This is a genomic window from Burkholderia sp. Bp8998 (assembly GCF_003854235.1).
Lineage (GTDB): Bacteria > Pseudomonadota > Gammaproteobacteria > Burkholderiales > Burkholderiaceae > Burkholderia.
Map to the genome: position 1 here is coordinate 313,909 of NZ_QTQF01000002.1, position 18,586 is coordinate 332,494.

Sequence of the window (18,586 nt, forward strand, 5' to 3'; positions counted from 1 at the left end):
GACGGAGAAACTGGTCACGCTGTGACATTTTTCCTAATCTGGTTGCTGCGGCGCCGCGTGTCGGCGTTGCGGCCAGGACAATCTTTCATATGGCACATCGCCGGCTTACGAAAGCGCATCGCGCACGGAAGCCGGCACGTTCGTGCCGTCTCGCCGCATGCGTGACGCGGCAGATCGCGCGCACCACGCTTTCCATGCAGTCAACCGCAGGAGACGCACGATGAGCAAAACGAACCGATTGGCGGTCATCGCAGCCTTCGCGTTGCTGGCGGGTTGCCACCACGCGGCGAAAACGCCCGAGAATGCCGGGATGGCGCCGGCGCCGTCGAGCGAGGCGGTCGCGACGGTGGCGGCCGACGATCTCGACAATCCGAACAGCCCGCTCGCGAAGCGCAGCGTCTACTTCGATTTCGACCAGTACTCCGTGAAGCCGGAATACCAGACGCTGCTGCAGGCGCACGCCGACTACCTGCGCAACCATCCGTCGCGCCGCGTGCTGATCCAGGGCAACACCGACGAACGTGGAACGTCCGAATACAACCTCGCGCTCGGCCAACGCCGGTCGCAAGCCGTGATGAGCGCGCTCGAAACGCTGGGCGTGCAGGCCACGCAACTCGAAGCGGTCAGCCTCGGCAAGGAAAAGCCGGTCGCGCTCGGCCACGACGAGGATTCATGGGCGCAGAACCGCCGCGCCGATCTCGTCTATCGTTGATCGAACGCCGCCGCACCAGGCAACCGATCCGGCCCCCGAGGGCGACGCGCGCCGATTCGTGTCGCCATGCGCCGATTCGCAAAAGGCATGGAATAAACCGCCTGCCGGAAACGTTTCGTCATCGCGCGGTCGGCGGTTCACGCGAACCGCCCTGCCGCGCGGCCTGCGCGGCCCAAGGAGAGTGAAATGAGATCGGCAAGATTGGCCGCGGCGCTGGTCGCGGCGCTGATGCTGGTGCTATCGGCGGGATGTACGTCGTCGGACGGCGGTATGTCGCACGGGTCCGGCATGAGCCGCTACGGCGGCGCAGGCGGCAGCGGAGGGGGTAGTGGTGGCGGCGGAGGGGGTGGCGGCGGCGGCTACTGAAGCGCCGCTTCTCGGGATCGGGCGAGGCGTCGCGCGCGAACGCAACCGGAAACCGGCTGCACCGCGCGCGACGCCCCGCCCTGCCGCTTATTGACGCATGGCCTTCACGTCAGCGGGCGTGACGCTCGCGGGCTGGCCGCCCCACGTCGCGCGCAGGTAGTTCGCGAGCTGCGCGAGTTCGTCGTCGCTCAGCGTGCGCGCGAAACCCGGCATCGGCTGCAGGTTCTCGAAGCCGGCAAACTTCTGCTCGTCGGTGCCGTCGAGCATCGCGACCAGCAGGTTGCGCGCGTCGCCCTGACGCAGCGTCGAATTGCCGTTCATCGGCACCGCCACGTGCGGCTTGCCTTCGCCGTTGAAACCGTGACAGCCCGCGCACACCGCGAGATACACCGAGCGGCCGGCCGCGAGCTGCGCGGCGTCGGCCGGCACCGGCTTCACCGGCCGCGGTGCCGGCGGCGTATCGCCAAGCAGGTACACGGACAGCGCGCGCAGGTCGTCCTTCGTCATGACCTGCGTGCTCAGGTGCACGACCGGATACATTTCGCCGAACGCCGAGCCTTGCGGCGCGATGCCGACGCCGAAGAGCGTCTGCAGGTCGGTGCCCGTCCAGCCGCGCGCGGCGAGTCCGGCCGGCGTGATGTCCGGCGCGGCCACGCGGCCGAGCGCCGCGCCCGCGAACGGCTTCGCGCCGTCGAGCCGGCCCGTGAACGCGCGCGGCGTGTGGCATTCCGCGCAGTGCCCGAGCGCGCCCGCCAGATAGCGGCCGCGCAGCCAGTCGGCGGACTGGCCGCTCGACGCGTCGGGCAGGCTGTCCTTCAGGAACACCATGTCCCAGAACACCATGCCGAAGCGCAGGTTGTACGGGAACTTGAGTTCGTGCGCGCGGTTTTCCTGCGCGACCGGCTTCACGGTCTTCAGGTACGCATACATCGCATCGGTATCGGCGCGCGTGAGCTGCCGGTACGACGTGTACGGCATCGACGGATACAGCCGCTTGCCCGGCGCCTTGCCGTCGTGCAGCGCGGCGTAGAAGTCGTCCGCGCTCCAGTTGCCGATCCCGTGATCCTTGTCGGGCGTGATGTTCGAACCGTAGAACGTGCCGAACGGCGATTCGAGCGGCGCACCGCCGGCGAACGGCGCGCCGTCCTTCGCGGTGTGGCACGCCGCGCAGTCCGCGGCCTTGACGAGATAGCGGCCGCGCGCGACCGGGTCTGCACCGGGCGCGCCGGAAGCCGCGCTGGAAGCCGGCGCGTCGTGACCGCCGCAGGCGGCGAGCAGCAGCGCGCAGGCGGCCGCGAGTGCGGGCAGGCCCGCGGCCCGCGCCGCACGCTGGGCGAATGTGCGTTTCATGCGGCGTCCTTCACGAGTCCCGGCGTCGTCAGAATCACGTCCTTCACGGCTTCGTAGTAGCGGACGTAACCCGTGCAGCGGCAGATGTGCGCGTTCAGCGCGTCGGTGATCGTGCGCTCGACGTCGGCCTTCGCGACCGGCTCGCGCTTCAGCCGCTCGATCAGCACCGTCGCCGCGTTGACGAAACCCGGCGTGCAGTAGCCGCACTGAAAGCTGAAGTGCTCGAGGAACTTCTGCTGGATCGGCGACAGCTCGACCACCTCGCCCGCTTCGTCGCGCTTCGCGTGGCCCTCGATCGTGCGGATCGAACGGCCGTGGAAGAAGTGCGCGCCGGTGATGCAGGTGCGCATTTCCTCGCTCGTGCCGTCCGGCTTGTCGACGATCACGACGCACGCGTGGCAGATGCCCTGCCCGCAGCCGAGCCGCGAACCGCTGAGGCCCGCGTACTCGTGCAGGAACTCGATCATCATCAGCCCCTCGGGCACCTGCATCGGTCCGACGGACTTGCCGTTGATATTCACCGACAGCGGTTTCTGCTGGAACCGGACGAGCGGCCGCTCGACGGCGGCCGAGGATGCAGCCGATGCAGCAGGCGCCGCAGATGCTGCGGGTGCGGATGCCGGGGCGGCCGACGCGGCGGTTTGGGCGGTCGTCATGCGAGCACCTCCTGAATCTTTTGCGGGGTCACCGGCAAATCGGTGAAACGATGGCCGATCGCGTGCGCGATGCCGTTCACGATCGCGCCGACGACGGGAATCATCACCACCTCGGCGACGCCCTTCGGCGGATCGGTCTCGGACAGCGGCGGCAGGATGTCGCCCGTCTGCGACCACACGGCGACGTCGGTCGCGCGCGGCAGCTGGTAGCGGTTGAAGTTCCACGTGCCGTTGCCGGGGCCGTCCTCGTAGAGCGGCAGGTACTCGTGCAACGCATGGCCGATGCCCATCGCGAGGCCGCCCTGCAGCTGGCCCGACACGAGCTGCGGCGAGATCTGGTTGCCGCACTCCATGATCGAGTGATGCGTGAGCAGCTCGACCTTGCCGGTCGCTTCGTGCACGGCCAGCTCGACCAGCGTGCCGACCGCCGTGTAGTACGTGACGGCCGCGTTGTTGCGGCTCGTCGGCGGGATGAACACACGCTTGCGGTCCAGCACGCGATAGCCGTTCGCGGTCGGCGCCAGCGTGCCGTGCATCGCGGTCGCACCCGCCGGCGCGGCGGTGCCGGGAATCGGGCCATCGTCGCCCGTCTTCGGCGCGCCGACGCGCAGCGACAGCCCGTCGATCGGCAGACGTTCAACTGCACCGCCGACGTCAAACTCGGCGTCGGTCCATTGCCAGCGGTTGAACACGTGCACGACGGCGCCGGTCGGCAGGCCGAGCGCATGCGCCTGCTTCGCGAGCTGCTCGAACGTCAGCGGCTCGAGACCGTCGGCGGTCAGCTTGCCGTCGACCCAGCGCGCATCCTCGATGCGGATCGTGTACGGCGCGGCCTGGCCGCCGCCGAGACCGCGCGTCCAGATCGACATCGCGGCCGGCCACAGCCCGTAGCGGAACACCGCGCGCGCGGCTTCGCGCGTGCTGTGCGTGAAGTAGTACGCGGAGTTCGTCGCGCTCGACGGCGACGCATAGCCCGGCGACCAGCGCGGGTTCGCGCTCAGCCGGTCCTGCTCGGCCTGTGACATCAGGTACGGATCGCCACTCGTCTCGACCGGCAGATCGGGCCATTCGGTCAGCGCGACGCGCACCTCGGTCGCCGGGCGGCCGAGCCACTTCGCGACCGCGACGGCCTGCGACGTCGACATCCCGGTGCCGATCTCGGCAGCCGTGTGTTGCAGCGACACCTTGCCGTTCTCGTCGAATTCGACCTTCGCGAACGATGCCTCGGCACCCGTGCCGAAGTCCATCTGCACGCACGCGAAGCCGACGCCATAGCGCTTGCCCGGATGCGCGGCCTCGAATTCGGCCTTGCGCGCCGCACGCCGCGTCCACAGCGGATGCTGCCTCGCGCGTTCCAGCACTTCGTCGACGCGCAGCGCGCCGGCCGGAATCGCGCCCTGCGTGTTCTTCATCCCCGATCGCAGCGCGTTGCGCAGGCGGAATTCGATCGGGTCGAGGTTCAGTTGCGCGGCGATCTCGTCCACCGCCATCTCGGTCGCGGCCATGCTCTGCAGCGTGCCGTAGCCGCGGGCCGAGCCGGCGTCGATCGCGCGCGACGCGATCGCGACCGCCGCGAGGTCGCTCTTCGGGAAGTAGTAGATCGACTGCGCGGCCGTCGCGCCGACCATCGCCACCGACGGCGAGAAGTTCGAGCGCCCGCCGCCGTTCGCCTCGAAGTCGCCCTTGAACGATTGCAGGAGGCCCGTGTTGCGATCGACCGCGATCCGGTAACGCATCCTGAACGCGTGACGCTTCAGCGACGTCTGGAACTGCTCGTAGCGGTCGTTCGCGAATCGCACCGGACGGCCGTCCGCGTACAGCGCGCAGACGAGTCCGTAGAACGGCACGTTGCAGTGATCCTTCGAGCCGTAGCCGACCGTGTAGCACGGATGCACGAACAGCTTCTTCACCGGGAAGCGGCATTTCGCGACCATCGCGGCCGCGTTCTCCGCCACTTCGAGCGGCGACTGGGTCGGCACGACGAGGTGCAGCGACTGCGTCGCGGCGTCGTACCAGCAGTTCGCGTTGTCGGGCTCGAGCGCGGCGGTATCGACCGACTGCGTGTTGTACTCGCGGTCGAACACGAGCCAGTCGGCCGACGGACGATCGAGTTCGGCGGCGATCTGGCCGGCCAGGAACATTCCCTGCTCGTCGAGCCTGCCATGCGCGTTGCCGTCCGGCCAGACCGGCAGGTGCTTGCGCATCATGCTCGGGAAGATCGGCGCGTCCTTCAGGCTCGAATAGACATCGTCGTCGTAGGCCGTCTTGCCGCCCACCCTCACGTAGCGGAACGTGCCCCACGGATCGCGCTCCAGCGGGCCGTGACCGCGCCATAGCGGATCACGTCGTCGCGGAACTTGAGCGCGTTCTTCGCGAAGCGGAAGCGCGCGAAATCGTGATAGATGAGGATCGCGACCGCATGGCCGAGATACGCGGGCGTCTTGCCGGCGGGCAACAGCATGTCGTCGCCGTAGAACGCCGGGAACGCGACGCCGTCGCGCGCGAGATCGTCGGCCGTGACCACACGGTCCGGCTTCAGCGCGTCGCCGAGCAGCGACAGGTCGAAGCCTTCGTAGGTGCGGTCGGCCTGCGTGACGCGCAGGATCAGCGCGTGCGACTGCTGCTGCGGCCAGTGCGGCATGTCGGCGGCGCGCACGTCACGGGCGAACACTTTCGAGCCCGTGACCTTCGCGATGCCGTCGACGCGGAATGGGGGGATGCCGGTGACGCTATCCCATTTGACGGGGGTGAGGAGTCTTTCTTCGAAGAGCGCCGCGAACGCGCGGCTGCCGATGGGCGCGACGTAGACCGCGACGCCCGCCAGCACGCTGGCTTTCAGAAAACCCCGCCGTGACAGGCCGTGGTTCTTCATTGGGGGGAACCTCCTGATGCGGCTCGGACGGCGATCGGGTGTCGCGGCGTTCGGAGCGGCGCGCATTCTGGCATTGTTTGGATATAGCGCCTATAGTATTTCTCGCATCAAATACTTATTGAATTTCTTATAAAGGGATTCAGGCGGGCGGCACACGTGCGCGACCGCGCGGTGTCGCACCGACGCCCCGCATGGCACGCGCGGCCGATGTTTCATGGTAATGTCGTGCGCATCCGGTTCGCCGGCCAGCCCGCTGCGTGCCGTGCGGGGCTGCCGGCGATGCGTCGCATCGTGTCGAGGTCAAAATAGCCATGGCAGTCAAGGCACGCCTCCTGAACGCCGTTCTCGCCACGCCCCCCTGCGGCAATCACCGCGTGACGGCGGCGCTGCGCCCGTCGATGCTCGTCACGCTGTTCGAGGACGTGCGCCCGATGGCGCTGTCCGGCCTCGCCAGCGCGTTCGTCGCGGCGATCGCGCTGATCCGCCTGCAACAACTCTGGTGTTACGTGTGGCTCGTCGTCGACGTCGGCCTGCTGGCCGCACGGCTCGCGATCGCACGCGCATATGCGGTGCGCCGCGACGCCGGCGACGATCGGGCCGAGTACTGGGCGCTGCGTTATGCCCCCGTGTCGCTCCTCGCATGCTACGTGCTCGGTCTCGGCGTCATGGGTTGCGTGGAGTCGGCCGACCCCGAGCTCGGCACGTTGGCGGTGATGGTCGCCGGCGGCGTGTTCGGCGGAATCGCGTCGCGCAACTCGGCGCTGCCCAGGCTCGCGATGACGCAGGTCACGCTCGGCGTCGTGCCGATCGGCCTCGGGGCGATACTGGCCAACAGGCCGGGCGCATGGCTGCTGCTGCCGCCGCTTGCGATCTATCTTGCCGCCATGCGCACGGTCGTCCAGCGTCATTACCGCGTACTGGTCGCGCTGATCGCCGCACGCCAGCGCAACGCCGAGCTCGTCGCACGCTTCGACGCCGCCCTCACTTACATGCCGCACGGCCTGTGCATGATCGACGGCGAGAGCCGCGTGATCGTCGCGAACCGTCGCACCGCGCAACTGTTCGGCTCGCCGCGCGAGATCATGCTGGACACGCCGCTGCCCGACGTCATCGCGGCGCTCGGCGCGAACGCGGTCACCGACCCCGACGGTGCGGACCTCGCCGTGCAATGCGACGTCTGGCTGAACCATGACGAACCGGAGCCACTCGACATCGCGCTCGCCGACGGGCGCCAGCTCGAACTCACGCGCCACCGCGTGCCGGACGGCAACGCGGTGATCATCGTCGAGGACGTCACCGCGCGCCGCCGGACAGAGCAGCATATCCGGCACCTCGCGCGGCACGACGCGCTGACGGGATTGCCGAACCGCCACGAGCTGCACGCGCAACTCAAACGGATGCTCGCGCACCGGCCGCCGTTGCCGAGCCCCACGCTCGCCGTCATGTATCTCGATCTTGACGGCTTCAAGGCGATCAACGACCGCTTCGGCCACCAGGCCGGCGACGAAGTGCTCACGCAGGTCGCCGAGCGGCTCGGCAAGACGCTGCCGCCCGGCGAGCTCGCGGCGCGGATCGGCGGCGACGAGTTCGTCGTCGCGCTCGACGCCACCACGGTGCAGGCCTGCTCGGTCCTCGCCGCGCGGATCATCCGGCAGATCTCGGCGCCGTACACGCTGTCGATCGGCGAGACCGTCAGCTTCGGGATCAGCATCGGCATCGCGCTCGACGACGGGCAAGGCTCCCCCGACGAACTGATCCGGCAGGCCGACAGCGCGCTGTACGACGCGAAGTCGGCCGGCAAGGGAATCTACCGCTTCTACTCGGCCGGAAGCAGCCGCGTGACGCCCGCGACCGCGAACTGAGCAACGGCGCGGCGCTCGCCGCCACGCTTCCCTGCATGTCCGTTCGACGCGCACGTGTTCCGCCGCGCCCGCCCGTGTCACGTGACGTGTTCCGTAACATCGGCCGGTTCCGCGTGTCGCGTTCGCCGCAGAAGCCCGCACGATCGCAGCGGCGCGCGGGTTTTGATGGCTGGCACTCTTATTGCTCCTTGACTGTGAAACAGGATGTCAGGGAGACCACACATGAATACCGTCGAAGTTCTCAGCCGCGCGGAAACGGTCGATCAAGTGGACGTGATCGACGGTGCCTCGCTGATCCGGCGGCTCGTGTCCGAGCGCCGCATGCCCGCCGCCCGTGAAGCCGCGTGCGTCGACAATCCGCCGTTGACGCTGTACGGCGCGTTTCGTCAGGGCATCACCGATCACACGACGCGACGTGCGAATCCGTATCGCGCGGGCAGCCGTTTCTGGGCACTGTGGGAAGAAGGCCGTATCGAAGCTGAAACATCGGGTCGCTGACGCGATCGCGCGCGCCGGCCCTGCTCGGCAAGGGGCTGACGCGCGACACGGCGTGCGCGGGCCGCGTGCCCGCATGCCTGCACGCGTTTCGGCGCTGCAACATCGCGCACGGCTGCTCCGGTTGCGCGTATCGCGCGTTCGCGCGCGGGTCGGTTGACCGCCTTCGGCATCGGCCGCACCGCGCGCGCCGCGCGGCGTTCGTTTCCCGATAAGATGGCGGATTCCCGTTCTCCGAACGATGTCGCCATGACCGCCTCCTCCTCACACCGAAATCCCATCCACTGCGAAATCGATCTCGATGCGCAAGGCAAGCATGCGGGCTACCTGCGCCTGCCGCATTCCGTGCATCGCTCCGCATACGGCTGGCTGCCGATCCCGATCGCATCGATCCGCAACGGCGACGGCCCGGTCGCGCTCGTGATGGCCGGCAACCACGGCGACGAATACGAAGGCCAGATCATCGTGTCGCAGCTGATGCGCGAGATCGATCCGGAGATGGTCAGCGGGCAGCTGATCCTGCTGCCGATGGCGAATTTCCCCGCGGCCGACGCGGGCCTGCGCGTGTCGCCGCTCGACGAAGGCAACCTGAACCGCAGCTTCCCCGGCGACCCGACCGGCACGCCGACGCAGATGATCGCCCACTACATCGAGCATGCGCTGCTGTCGCGCGCACAGTATCTGGTCGACCTGCATTCGGGCGGCAGCTCGCTGCTGTACCAAGGCGGCAACATGCTCGCGATCGACCCGCTCGACGCCGACGAAGCCGCGAAGCTCAACGGGCTGCTCGTCGCGTTCGGGTTGCCCAACGCGCTGCTGCACGCGCCGAACCCGGTGCATTCGGCATCGGCCGCGCGCCGGCAAGGCGCGATCTCGATCGTGACCGAACTCGGCGGCGCGGGGATGGCCGATCCGTCGCTGATCCGGCTCGGCCGCCATGGGCTGCTGCACTACCTCGGCCATATCGGCCTGCTGCACGGCGCGCTCGTGCCCGATGCGCCGCCGACCGTCACGCGCTTCCTGCGCGTCGACGGCGATCGTCACTTCGTCTATGCGTACGAACGCGGGCTGTATGAACCGCTCGTCGAACTCGGCGACCAGGTGAAGGCCGGTCAGCCGGCCGCGTGGGTGCACTTCCCTGATACGCCGCTGCGCGAGCCGGTGCTGCACCGCTTCAAGGGCGACGGCGAAGTGGTGTGCAAGCGCGTGCCCGCGCAGGTGCGGCGCGGCGATTGCCTGTTTCAGCTGGCGGAGGCGTCGACGCCGGCGAGCGTCATCGAATGATGCACCCGACGGATTCATTCAGGACATCACGAAATTGACGTCCCCCCAATGCCTAAAGGCAGGGGATTCCCACTACTGGCGATGCACGTCCGCATCGGAGAATGTTCATAGCGGTGTTGGTATCACGATCATGCTCGACACCATATTCACTGCAAACCCACTCTCTTACTCGCAGTCCCGCGATACCTTTCGGCCGCGTCGTGCTGTCTTTCGACCCGCACGCCGAACAGGACTGGTAAGAAACACTGATGGGAAGCGCTTATGGCGCAGGAATGGCACGAAGCTGGCAGCCAAGGTCGCTGAGGCGCTTGAGCAGGCGTTGAACGGTCTTGGCAGTGTCATGGCGAGCGAAGTAGTCGCAGCCCAAGTCTATCAAGTCAACCCCTTCACGCAGCATGTGGTAAGCAGCGGTGAGCATGGAGGCGGCGACCGCAAGGATGGCTTTCTTGGGACCCCGCCTCGCCTTGATGCGCAGGAACTGCGCGTACAGGTAGCTGCTTTTGACACGCACGGCAGACCATGCGGCACTGACCAGCGTGGTCTTCAGCCATGGACTGCCTTTTCGCACACGGGTACTGCGACGCTTTCCGGCACTCTCGTCGTTACGCGGGCACAGTCCGGCCCACGAAATCAGGTGAGCGGCATCTGGAAATCGTGTCATGTCCGCGCCAACCTCAGCCAGGATCACTTGGGCGGTGACGTCACTCACGCCCGGCATCGTGGTGAGCAGTCGCACGCATTGCCGGATTGGCGCCAGCGCTTTTCCCACCGCTGCAATGTACGCAGAACGTGGAATCGTCGCCGTCATATAGAATGATGCGCTTTGCCCTTACTCCCATGTGGTTCAAGAATCTTCAGCTTCATCGTCTTCCGGCACCTTGGGCCGTCACGCCTGACCAGATGGAAAAATGGCTGGCGCCTTATGCGTTCCAGCCGGGCAGCAGCGTCGAAATGCAGCGCGCCGGATGGGCGTCGCCGCGTGACGACGGCGCGCTTGTGTATTCGATCAACCGGCAGATGCTGCTGCTGTTTCGTGCCGAAAAGAAGCTGCTGCCGGCGTCGGTCGTCAATCAGGTAACCAAAGCGCGTGCGCTCGAAGTCGAAGAGCAGCAGGGTTTCAAGGTCGGCCGAAAGCAACTGCGCGAACTCAAGGAGCAGGTTACCGACGAACTGCTGCCGCGCGCGTTCAGCATTCGCCGCGATACCCGCGTGTGGATCGATACGGCGAACGGCTGGCTCGTCATCGATGCGGCGGCACAGGCGCTTGCCGACGACGTTCGCAGCCTCCTCGTCAAATCGATCGACTCGTTGCCGCTCGCCGGCCTTCATGTGGCCCGTTCGCCGGTGGCCGCGATGACGGACTGGCTGCTGTCCGGCGAGGCGCCTGGCGGTTTCACCGTGGACCAGGACGCCGAGTTGCGCTCCAGCGGCGAAGGCGGTGCCACGGTGCGATATGTCGGCCACGCGCTGGAAGCGAGCGACATGCGCCGGCACATCGAAGCCGGCAAACAATGCATGCGCCTCGCGATGACCTGGGATGACCGAATCTCGTTCGTGCTGACACCGTCGCTCACGATCAAGCGTGTCACGCCGCTCGACGTGATCAAGGAAGCGGCGGATCCCACCGCGCAAAATGACGATGAACGCTTCGATTCGGATGTCACGTTGATGACGGGGGAATTGAGCCGGATGCTGACCCAGCTTGTCGATATCCTGGGTGGCGAACAGCACGGCTCGATTCATCAGGCAGCAGCCTGAACTCCGTCGTCGTCGATCATCGCCCGGCGACGGCGGAGCTTTGCGCTGACGCGACAATTCGACGACGACCGTCGCCGCCCCGCCCCCCTGCGACCCTTCTGACGCCCCCCGCGAAATCCTTATCGAAATTGCTTCGTTCGTCTTTGCCGGCCGCGCCGCTAACGTGTTCGAAACGGCGGCGGCACGCCGGATGCAGCGCAGCAAGCACAGCGGCCGCCACCATCACGACAACCGCGTCGCGATAACGGAACGGACCGGACGGGCCGTGTGCCCCGCCCCCGCCAGGAACGTCCGCATCGCGCGCCCTTCGCGATGCCCATGGCCACGAACGACCGCATCCTCGACACGACGCCGCTCGACGCCCGCGCCCAGCCGCTGATCGACGCGCTGATCGACGAATACGCGACGCGCTACGACGCGTATCGCCCCGACAGCCGCGCGTCCGCCCGCGACGAGCTCGCGCGCTACCCGGCCGAGCTGTTCGCGCCGCCCGACGGCGCGTTCGTGCTGCTGCTGCGCGACGGCGAGACGATCGGCGGCGGCGCATTCAAGCGTTACGACACGCAGACCGCCGAACTCAAGCGCATCTGGACCCGCGCGGACCTGCGCCGCCAAGGGCTCGCGCGCCTGATCGTCGACGCGCTCGAACTGCGCGCCGCGCAGCAGGGCTATCGACGCGTGTACCTGACCACCGGCTTTCGCCAGCCCGAAGCATGGGCGCTGTACGACCGCACCGGCTATACACGGCTGTTCGATTCGTCGATCGACCCCGAAGCGTATTTCCACCTGCGCTTCGGCAAGGATCTCGCCGATCCGTCGCGCACGTCGACGCTCGCCGACCTGTGGGCACCGCTGCCCGAAGCGGCGCTGCCACGCTGAACGCCTCGCGCCATCCGATTCCGCTCCGTCGCTTTCTGCGACAACACAACCACAGGACGCATCCATGCCACGAGCCGTACCCTTCACGCCGCGCGCGCTCCGCACGCTGGCCGCCGCGCTGATCGGCGTGACCGCGATCGCCGCGGCCGCCGCGACCTTCGACCTGAGCCCCGAGCAGCGCGGCCGTCCGCGCGGCACGGCCGATGCGGCCGTCGAGCGCGCGGTGCCCGCGTCGTTCAGGTTCGCCGAAGCCGGCACGCTGACGATCGGCGTCGCGCCGAGCCTGCCGCCGATCAGCTCGTATGCGACCGACGCGCGCACGGTGATCGGCTTCGACGCGGACGTCGGCCAGCTCGTGTCCGACAGCCTCGGCCGCAAGCTGAAGATCGTCCCGCTCGCGTGGGCCGACTGGCCGCTCGCGCTCGAATCCGGGAAGGTCGACGCGGTGATCTCGAACGTCACCGTCACCGAGGAGCGCAAGCAGAAATTCGATTTCTCGACCTATCGCAAGGACCAGGTCGGCTTCTACGTGCGCAACGACAGCAAGATCCAGTCGATCCGCGAACCGAAGGACGTCGCGGGGCTGCGCATCGTGACCGATGCCGGCACCAACCAGGAAAAGATCCTGCTCGCGTGGGACCGCGAGAACGTCGCGCACGGCCTGAAGCCCGTGCAGGTCCAGTACTACGACGACCAGGCGATGCGGATCGTCGCCGTGCAGTCGGGCCGCGCGGATGCCGTGTTCAGCGTGAACTCGGTGCTCGCCTACCAGAGCGCGCAGCAAGGCAAGACGCGGCTCGTCGGCGCGATCAGCGGCGGCTGGCCGCGCACGGCCGACATCGCGATCGCGACGCGACGCGGCAGCGGGCTCGCCGAGCCGCTGACCGTCGCGCTGAACGGGCTGATCAAGAGCGGCCGCTATCAGCAGATCCTCGACCGCTGGAACCTCGCGTCCGAAGCGATCGACCAGTCGCGCACGAATCCGCCGGGCTTGCCGAAGATCTGAGCGCCACCCCTCCACGTCTTGCGCAGGAACGCCGAACATCATGTCTTATTCGCTTTCATTGCTGGACAAGAGTCCGATCGCCGACGGCGCGACCGCCGCCGACGCGCTGCGCTTCACGACGACCCTCGCGCAGCGCGCCGAACAGCTCGGCTACGCGCGCTTCTGGGTCGCCGAGCATCACGGCGCGCCGGGCTTCGCGAGCTCCGCGCCGGAGGTCGTCGTCGCGCACCTGCTCGCGCATACGTCGCGCATTCGCGTCGGCTCGGGCGGCGTGATGCTGCAGCACTACAGCCCGTTCAAGGTCGCCGAGACGTTCAAGCTGCTCGCCGCGCTCGCGCCGGGCCGCGTCGATCTCGGCATCGGCAAGGCGCCCGGCGGGCTGCCGCTGACCACGCGCGCGCTGCAGTGGTTTCACGACAAGGCGAGGAAACCCGACTTCGCTGGCCAGCTCGCCGAACTCGAAGCGTTCCTCGGCTGGGGCGTCGCCGAAGATCACCCGCTCGCCGGCGCGGTCGCGATGCCGGTGCCGCCGCACGCGCCCGACCGCATCCTGCTCGGCGGCTCGCCCGATAGCGGCGCGCTCGCCGCCCGCAACGGCTGGCGCTTCTGCTACGCGGGGCACTTCAACGGCGACGATGCGAATCTCGAACGCTCGCTGGCCGCCTACCGCGACGCAGGCGGCACGCGCCCGCTCGTTGCGCTGTACGCCGTCGCCGCACCGACCCGCGACGAGGCCGAGCAACTGATCGGGCCGCTGAAGATCTTCAAGCTGCAATTCGCCGGCGGCCCGAGCTTCAACCTGGCGAGCGCGCAGGCCGCCGCCGAATTCGCGCGGCAAAGCGGCGCATCCGACTACCGGATCGACGAGTTGCGCCCGACCGTGCTGGCCGACACGCCCGAGCGCGTGCACCGTGCGCTCGACGCGCTGAGCCGGCGGCTCGACATCGACGCGTTCGTGATCGACTCGCCGGTGACCGATTATGCGGCGCGGCTCGCGTCGGCCGAATGGCTCGGCGGCGCGCAGTCGATCACGCCGCTGCAGGCGGCCCTCGCGGCCGACCATTCGGACCATTCCCTTTCCCCCGACCAGAACACGTGACGCGCCCATGACCACCCGACAATCGATTCCCTTCGGCCTGATGCTGCAAGGCGCAGGCAGCCACATGAACGCATGGCGGCACCCGAGCAACCCGCCGGACGCAAGCATCAACCTCGACTTCGCGATCGGCATCGCGCGCAAGGCGGAAGCCGCCGGCATCGCGTTCGCGTTCGTCGCGGACGGCCTCTACATCAACGAGAAGTCGATCCCGCATTTCCTGAACCGCTTCGAGCCGCTCACCGTGCTGTCGGCGCTCGCGGTCGCGACGAAGAAGATCGGCCTCGCGGGCACGATCTCGACGTCGTACAGCGAGCCGTTCACGGTCGCGCGCCAGCTCGCGTCGCTCGACACGATCAGCGGCGGGCGCGCGGGCTGGAACGTCGTGACGACGCCGCTCGAGGGCACCGCGAAGAATTTCGGCAAGACGCATCCCGATCACGAATTGCGCTACGAGATCGCCGACGAATACCTCGAGGTCGTGCAAGGGCTGTGGGACAGCTGGGACGACGACGCGTTCGTGCGCGATCGCGCGACCGGCCGCTTCTTCGACCGCGACAAGCTTCATACGCTCGACCATCACGGCCGCTTCTTCAACGTGGCCGGCCCGCTGAACATCCAGCGCTCGCCGCAGGGGCAGCCGGTGATCTTCCAGGCCGGCTCGTCGGACACCGGCATCGGGCTCGCGGGCAAGTATGCGGACGCGGTATTCACGCATTCGCCGTCCCTCGACGAAACGGCCGCGTTCACGCGGCGCGTGAAGCAAAGCGCGGTCGAACACGGACGGCAGCCCGGCGACGTGAAGATCTTTCCCGGGGTCGGGCCGATCGTCGGCCGCACGGCTGCCGAAGCGGAACACAAATACCAGGCGATCCGAGACCTGCTCACGATCGACGAGGCGCTCGCGTATCTCGGCCGCTATTTCGATCATCACGATTTCACGCAGTACGCGCTCGACGCGCCGTTCCCCGAACTCGGCGACATCGGCCGCAACAGCTTCCGCTCGACCACCGACCGGATCAAGGCCGACGCGAAACGCAAGAACCTCACGCTGCGCGAGACGGCGCTCGCCGTCGCGACGCCGCGCCCGAACTTCATCGGCACCGCCGAACACGTCGCGGACGAGTTGATCCGCTGGCACGACGCCGGGGCCGGCGACGGCTTCATCCTCGGCTTCCCGGTGCAGGCGCAGGGCGTCGACGACTTCGTCGACCTCGTGATTCCGGTACTCGAGGCGCGCGGCCGCTACAGCCGCGACCTGCCGGGCAGCACGCTGCGCGACCACCTCGGCCTGCCGCGCAAGGCGAGCCGCCATGCGGCGCCCGGCGCGACGCAGAAACAGGACGACGCGGCCGAAGCGCACGCGTGACGATGCCGCGCCGCCACGCGCGGCGCGTCCGACCGACCCGATCGAGGACCCTCAACGACATGAGCGACACGACCCATCTCGGCGGCGCGCTGCCGCCGCTTTCTTCGTCCCGCGGCCGCGACGCCGGCACGCACCTGCGGATCGTGCCGGCCCGGCACCGTTCGCGCACCGTCGGCACCGTGCTCGCGCTCGCGCTGATCGCGATCACGCTGTATTCGATCCTCGGCAACCCGCAATGGGGCTGGCCCGTGTTCGCCGAATGGTTCCTGTCGCCACCGGTGCTGTCCGGGCTCGCGCGCACGCTGGTGCTGACGCTGCTCGGCGCGGTGTTCGGCTTCGCGCTCGGCGCGTTCGTCGCGCTGGCCCGGCTGTCGCGCTCGCGCCTGCTCGCCGCGAGCGCGTGGACCTTCGTGTGGCTGTTCCGGTCGATTCCGCTGATCGTGCTGCTGCTGATCCTCAACAACCTCGGCTACCTGTACGAACACGTACGGCTCGGCGTGCCGTTTACCGACATCGTGTGGTTCGACACGCCGACCACGGACCTGATCAGCCCGTTCCTCGCGGCCGTGCTCGGCCTCTCGCTGAACCATGCGGCGTTTTCCGCCGAGGTGATTCGCGGCGGCATTCTCGCCGTCGACCAGGGGCAGCTCGAGGCGGCCGCCGCGCTCGGCCTGCCGCGCGGCCGCCAGACCACGCGGATCGTGTTGCCGCAGGCGATGCGCGCGATCCTGCCGACCGCGTTCAACGACCTGATCTCGCTCGCGAAAGGCACGTCGATGGTCTACGTGCTCGCGATGCCCGAGCTGTTCTATACGGTGCAGGTGATCTATCGCCGCAATCTCGAAGTGATTCCGCTGCTGATGGTCGCGACCGTCTGGTACCTGATCATCCTGACCGTGCTGTCCGCGATCCAGGTGCAGGTCGAGCGCCACTATGCGCGCGGTGCGCTGCGCAACCCGCCGCCGTCGGCGCTGACCTTCGTGCTGGCGCGCGTGGGCGCGCTGTGGCGGCGCGCGGCGGCCCGCAACGCAACGGCCGCCGCCGCAACGGCGCACGACGAAGCCGCGGCCGCGCAGACGCCGCGCACCGGCGGCGAAGTCGCCGTGCACAACGTATCGAAGCAGTTCGGCATGCAGCGCGTGCTCGACAACGTGTCGTTCGTCGCGCCGCGCGGCAGCGTGACGGCGATCGTCGGGCCGTCCGGTTCGGGCAAGTCGACGCTGCTGCGCACGATCAACCATCTCGAACGCGTCGACGACGGCTTCATCGACATCGACGGCGAGCTGATCGGCTATCGGCGCGACGGCGACGTGCTGCACGAATTGAAGGAGCGCGACGTGCTGAAGCGGCGCACGGCGGTCGGGATGGTGTTCCAGAACTTCAATCTGTTTCCGCACCTGACGGTGCTCGAGAACCTGATCGAGGCGCCGGTCGCCGTCGGCGGCGTCACGCGCGAGGCCGCCGAGCGCACCGCGCGCACGCTGCTCGCGCGCGTCGGCCTCGCCGACAAGGCCGATGCGTATCCGCGCCAGCTGTCCGGCGGCCAGCAGCAGCGCGTCGCGATCGCGCGGGCGCTCGCGTTGCGCCCGAAGGTGCTGCTGTTCGACGAGCCGACGTCGGCGCTCGATCCCGAACTGGTCAACGAAGTGCTCGACGTGATCAAGGAGCTCGCGCGCTCGGGCACCACGCTCGTGATCGTCACGCACGAGATCGGCTTCGCGCGCGAAGTCGCGGACAACGTGCTGTTCATGGAGCGCGGCCGCATCGTCGAGTCGGGCCCGCCCGCCGTCGTGCTCGACGCGCCGGCCCATCCGCGCACGCGCGCATTCCTGTCGCGGGTGCTGTGATGCGCGGCGCCCTCCAACTGCAAGGCAACCGACGATGATCGACCGACGCCAGTTCATCACCGCCGCACTCGCGGCCGCGGCCGGCCTGCGGTGGCACGCGGCCGAGGCCGCCGCCGCGACGGCCGACCTCGATCCGCGCCAGGTCGGCCGGATCCGCGCGTCGCGCGACGATGCGGCGATTCGCGCGGCAAGCACCTACCGCTGGGTGCGCGACGGCGCCTTCACGGTCGCGATCTCGCCGCACGCGCCACCGGTGTCGACCTACGCGACCGACGCACGCACCGTGGTCGGCGCCGACCCCGACTATGCGCAGCTCGTCGCCGACGCGCTCGGCCGCACGCTGGTGCTGGTGCCGATCGCGTGGGCCGACTGGCCGCTCGGGCTCACATCGGGCAAGTACGATGCAGTGATCTCGAACGTCGGCGTGACCGAGAAGCGCAAGGAGAAATACGACTTCACGACCTACCGGCTCGGGCTGCACGGCTTCTACGTGCGCACCGCGAGCCCGATCGCGACGATCGCCGAACCGAAGGACGTCGCGGGCCTGCGCATCATCACGGGCGCGGGGACGAGCCAGGAGCGCATCCTGCTCGAATGGAGCCGGCGCAACGTCGCGCAAGGGCTGAAGGCGACCGAACTGCTCTACTTCGACGACGATGCGGCGGCACGTGTCGCGTTGTTGTCGGGCCGCGCCGATGCCGAATTGAATCCGAACGCGTCGCTCGCGTACGAGGCCGCGCGCGACGGCAGGATCAGGCGGGTCGGCGTCGTCAACGCGGGCTGGCCGGCGAATGCGGATGTCGCGATCGCGACGCGTCGCGGCAGCGGGCTCGCGCCCGCGCTGACGCTCGCGACCAACGCGCTGATAGGCAACGGCCGCTACGGGCAGGCGCTGGCGCGCTGGGGGTTGCAGAGCGAGGCGGTCGCGCGCGCGGAGACGAATCCGCCCGGGTTGCCGTCGTTCTGACTGGACGAACCGATGTGTCGATGCGTCGATGCGTCGATGCACGAAAGCAAATCGCCCCGGCATTTCG

The 18,586-nt window shown here is 68.4% G+C and carries 14 protein-coding genes and 3 pseudogenes; 12 read left to right on the forward strand and 5 right to left on the reverse strand.

Annotated features, from left to right (window positions below; translation table 11 throughout):
- Window positions 1-220: 220 nt before the first annotated feature.
- Window positions 221-712: a peptidoglycan-associated lipoprotein Pal gene (pal, locus tag DIE06_RS04225; protein ID WP_124660266.1), complete on the forward strand. Its 492-nt coding sequence runs from the start codon at window positions 221-223 to the stop codon at window positions 710-712.
- A 186-nt stretch (window positions 713-898) separates the two neighbouring features.
- The gene (locus DIE06_RS04230) at window positions 899-1,078 is read left to right on the forward strand and encodes a hypothetical protein (RefSeq protein ID WP_124660267.1); all 180 of its coding nucleotides are present in this window, start codon (window positions 899-901) and stop codon (window positions 1,076-1,078) included.
- A gap of 87 nt (window positions 1,079-1,165) precedes the next feature.
- Here DIE06_RS04230 and DIE06_RS04235 read toward each other — a convergent pair whose 3' ends face one another.
- From DIE06_RS04235 to DIE06_RS04245, 3 genes and pseudogenes are all read right to left on the reverse strand, one after another.
- Complete coding sequence (locus DIE06_RS04235; protein ID WP_124660268.1) at window positions 1,166-2,428, reverse strand: cytochrome c; 1,263 nt, start codon at window positions 2,426-2,428, stop codon at window positions 1,166-1,168.
- Window positions 2,425-3,084, reverse strand: a complete 660-nt coding sequence (locus tag DIE06_RS04240; RefSeq protein ID WP_124660269.1) for a (2Fe-2S)-binding protein — start codon at window positions 3,082-3,084, stop codon at window positions 2,425-2,427. Before DIE06_RS04240 ends, DIE06_RS04235 begins: the two co-directional genes overlap by 4 nt.
- A pseudogene (locus DIE06_RS04245) lies at window positions 3,081-5,956 on the reverse strand (xanthine dehydrogenase family protein molybdopterin-binding subunit). The gene DIE06_RS04240 and the pseudogene DIE06_RS04245 overlap by 4 nt, the downstream one beginning before the upstream one ends.
- A 311-nt stretch (window positions 5,957-6,267) precedes the next feature.
- Between DIE06_RS04245 and DIE06_RS04250 the strand changes: the two are divergent.
- The 3 genes from DIE06_RS04250 to DIE06_RS04260 all read left to right on the forward strand — a co-directional run bounded on the left by DIE06_RS04250 (window position 6,268) and on the right by DIE06_RS04260 (window position 9,597).
- Window positions 6,268-7,818 (forward strand): sensor domain-containing diguanylate cyclase, encoded by a 1,551-nt coding sequence (locus DIE06_RS04250; protein WP_124660270.1) that lies wholly within the window; start codon window positions 6,268-6,270, stop codon window positions 7,816-7,818.
- A gap of 222 nt (window positions 7,819-8,040) precedes the next feature.
- Window positions 8,041-8,316 carry a hypothetical protein gene (locus DIE06_RS04255; protein WP_124660271.1) on the forward strand — a complete coding sequence of 92 codons (276 nt, stop codon included), beginning with the start codon at window positions 8,041-8,043 and terminating at the stop codon, window positions 8,314-8,316.
- 246 nt (window positions 8,317-8,562) lie between these two features.
- Window positions 8,563-9,597, forward strand: a complete 1,035-nt coding sequence (locus tag DIE06_RS04260) for a succinylglutamate desuccinylase/aspartoacylase family protein (RefSeq protein WP_124660272.1) — start codon at window positions 8,563-8,565, stop codon at window positions 9,595-9,597.
- A gap of 52 nt (window positions 9,598-9,649) precedes the next feature.
- Here the strand turns inward: DIE06_RS04260 and DIE06_RS04265 are convergent.
- A pseudogene (locus DIE06_RS04265) lies at window positions 9,650-9,844 on the reverse strand (zinc ribbon domain-containing protein); the annotation flags it as partial.
- A 12-nt stretch (window positions 9,845-9,856) separates the two neighbouring features.
- Window positions 9,857-10,366: pseudogene (locus tag DIE06_RS04270) on the reverse strand (transposase); the annotation flags it as partial.
- A 68-nt stretch (window positions 10,367-10,434) separates the two neighbouring features.
- Here DIE06_RS04270 and DIE06_RS04275 point away from each other — a divergent pair.
- The 7 genes from DIE06_RS04275 to DIE06_RS04305 all read left to right on the forward strand — a co-directional run bounded on the left by DIE06_RS04275 (window position 10,435) and on the right by DIE06_RS04305 (window position 18,519).
- Window positions 10,435-11,355 carry a recombination-associated protein RdgC gene (locus DIE06_RS04275; protein ID WP_124660417.1) on the forward strand — a complete coding sequence of 307 codons (921 nt, stop codon included), beginning with the start codon at window positions 10,435-10,437 and terminating at the stop codon, window positions 11,353-11,355.
- A gap of 318 nt (window positions 11,356-11,673) precedes the next feature.
- Entirely contained in the window at window positions 11,674-12,234 is a 561-nt protein-coding gene (locus tag DIE06_RS04280) for a GNAT family N-acetyltransferase (RefSeq protein WP_124660273.1), read from the forward strand.
- 64 nt (window positions 12,235-12,298) lie between these two features.
- Window positions 12,299-13,240: an ABC transporter substrate-binding protein gene (locus DIE06_RS04285; RefSeq protein ID WP_124660274.1), complete on the forward strand. Its 942-nt coding sequence runs from the start codon at window positions 12,299-12,301 to the stop codon at window positions 13,238-13,240.
- Window positions 13,241-13,280: 40 nt separating this feature from the next.
- Window positions 13,281-14,339: an LLM class flavin-dependent oxidoreductase gene (locus DIE06_RS04290; RefSeq protein WP_124660275.1), complete on the forward strand. Its 1,059-nt coding sequence runs from the start codon at window positions 13,281-13,283 to the stop codon at window positions 14,337-14,339.
- A 7-nt stretch (window positions 14,340-14,346) separates the two neighbouring features.
- Window positions 14,347-15,705 (forward strand): LLM class flavin-dependent oxidoreductase, encoded by a 1,359-nt coding sequence (locus DIE06_RS04295; RefSeq protein ID WP_124660276.1) that lies wholly within the window; start codon window positions 14,347-14,349, stop codon window positions 15,703-15,705.
- Window positions 15,706-15,764: 59 nt separating this feature from the next.
- A complete protein-coding gene (locus tag DIE06_RS39430) occupies window positions 15,765-17,552 on the forward strand; it encodes an amino acid ABC transporter permease/ATP-binding protein (protein ID WP_124660277.1) in 1,788 nt (595 codons plus the stop codon).
- 34 nt (window positions 17,553-17,586) lie between these two features.
- Window positions 17,587-18,519: an ABC transporter substrate-binding protein gene (locus DIE06_RS04305; RefSeq protein ID WP_124660278.1), complete on the forward strand. Its 933-nt coding sequence runs from the start codon at window positions 17,587-17,589 to the stop codon at window positions 18,517-18,519.
- Window positions 18,520-18,586 lie beyond the last annotated feature (67 nt).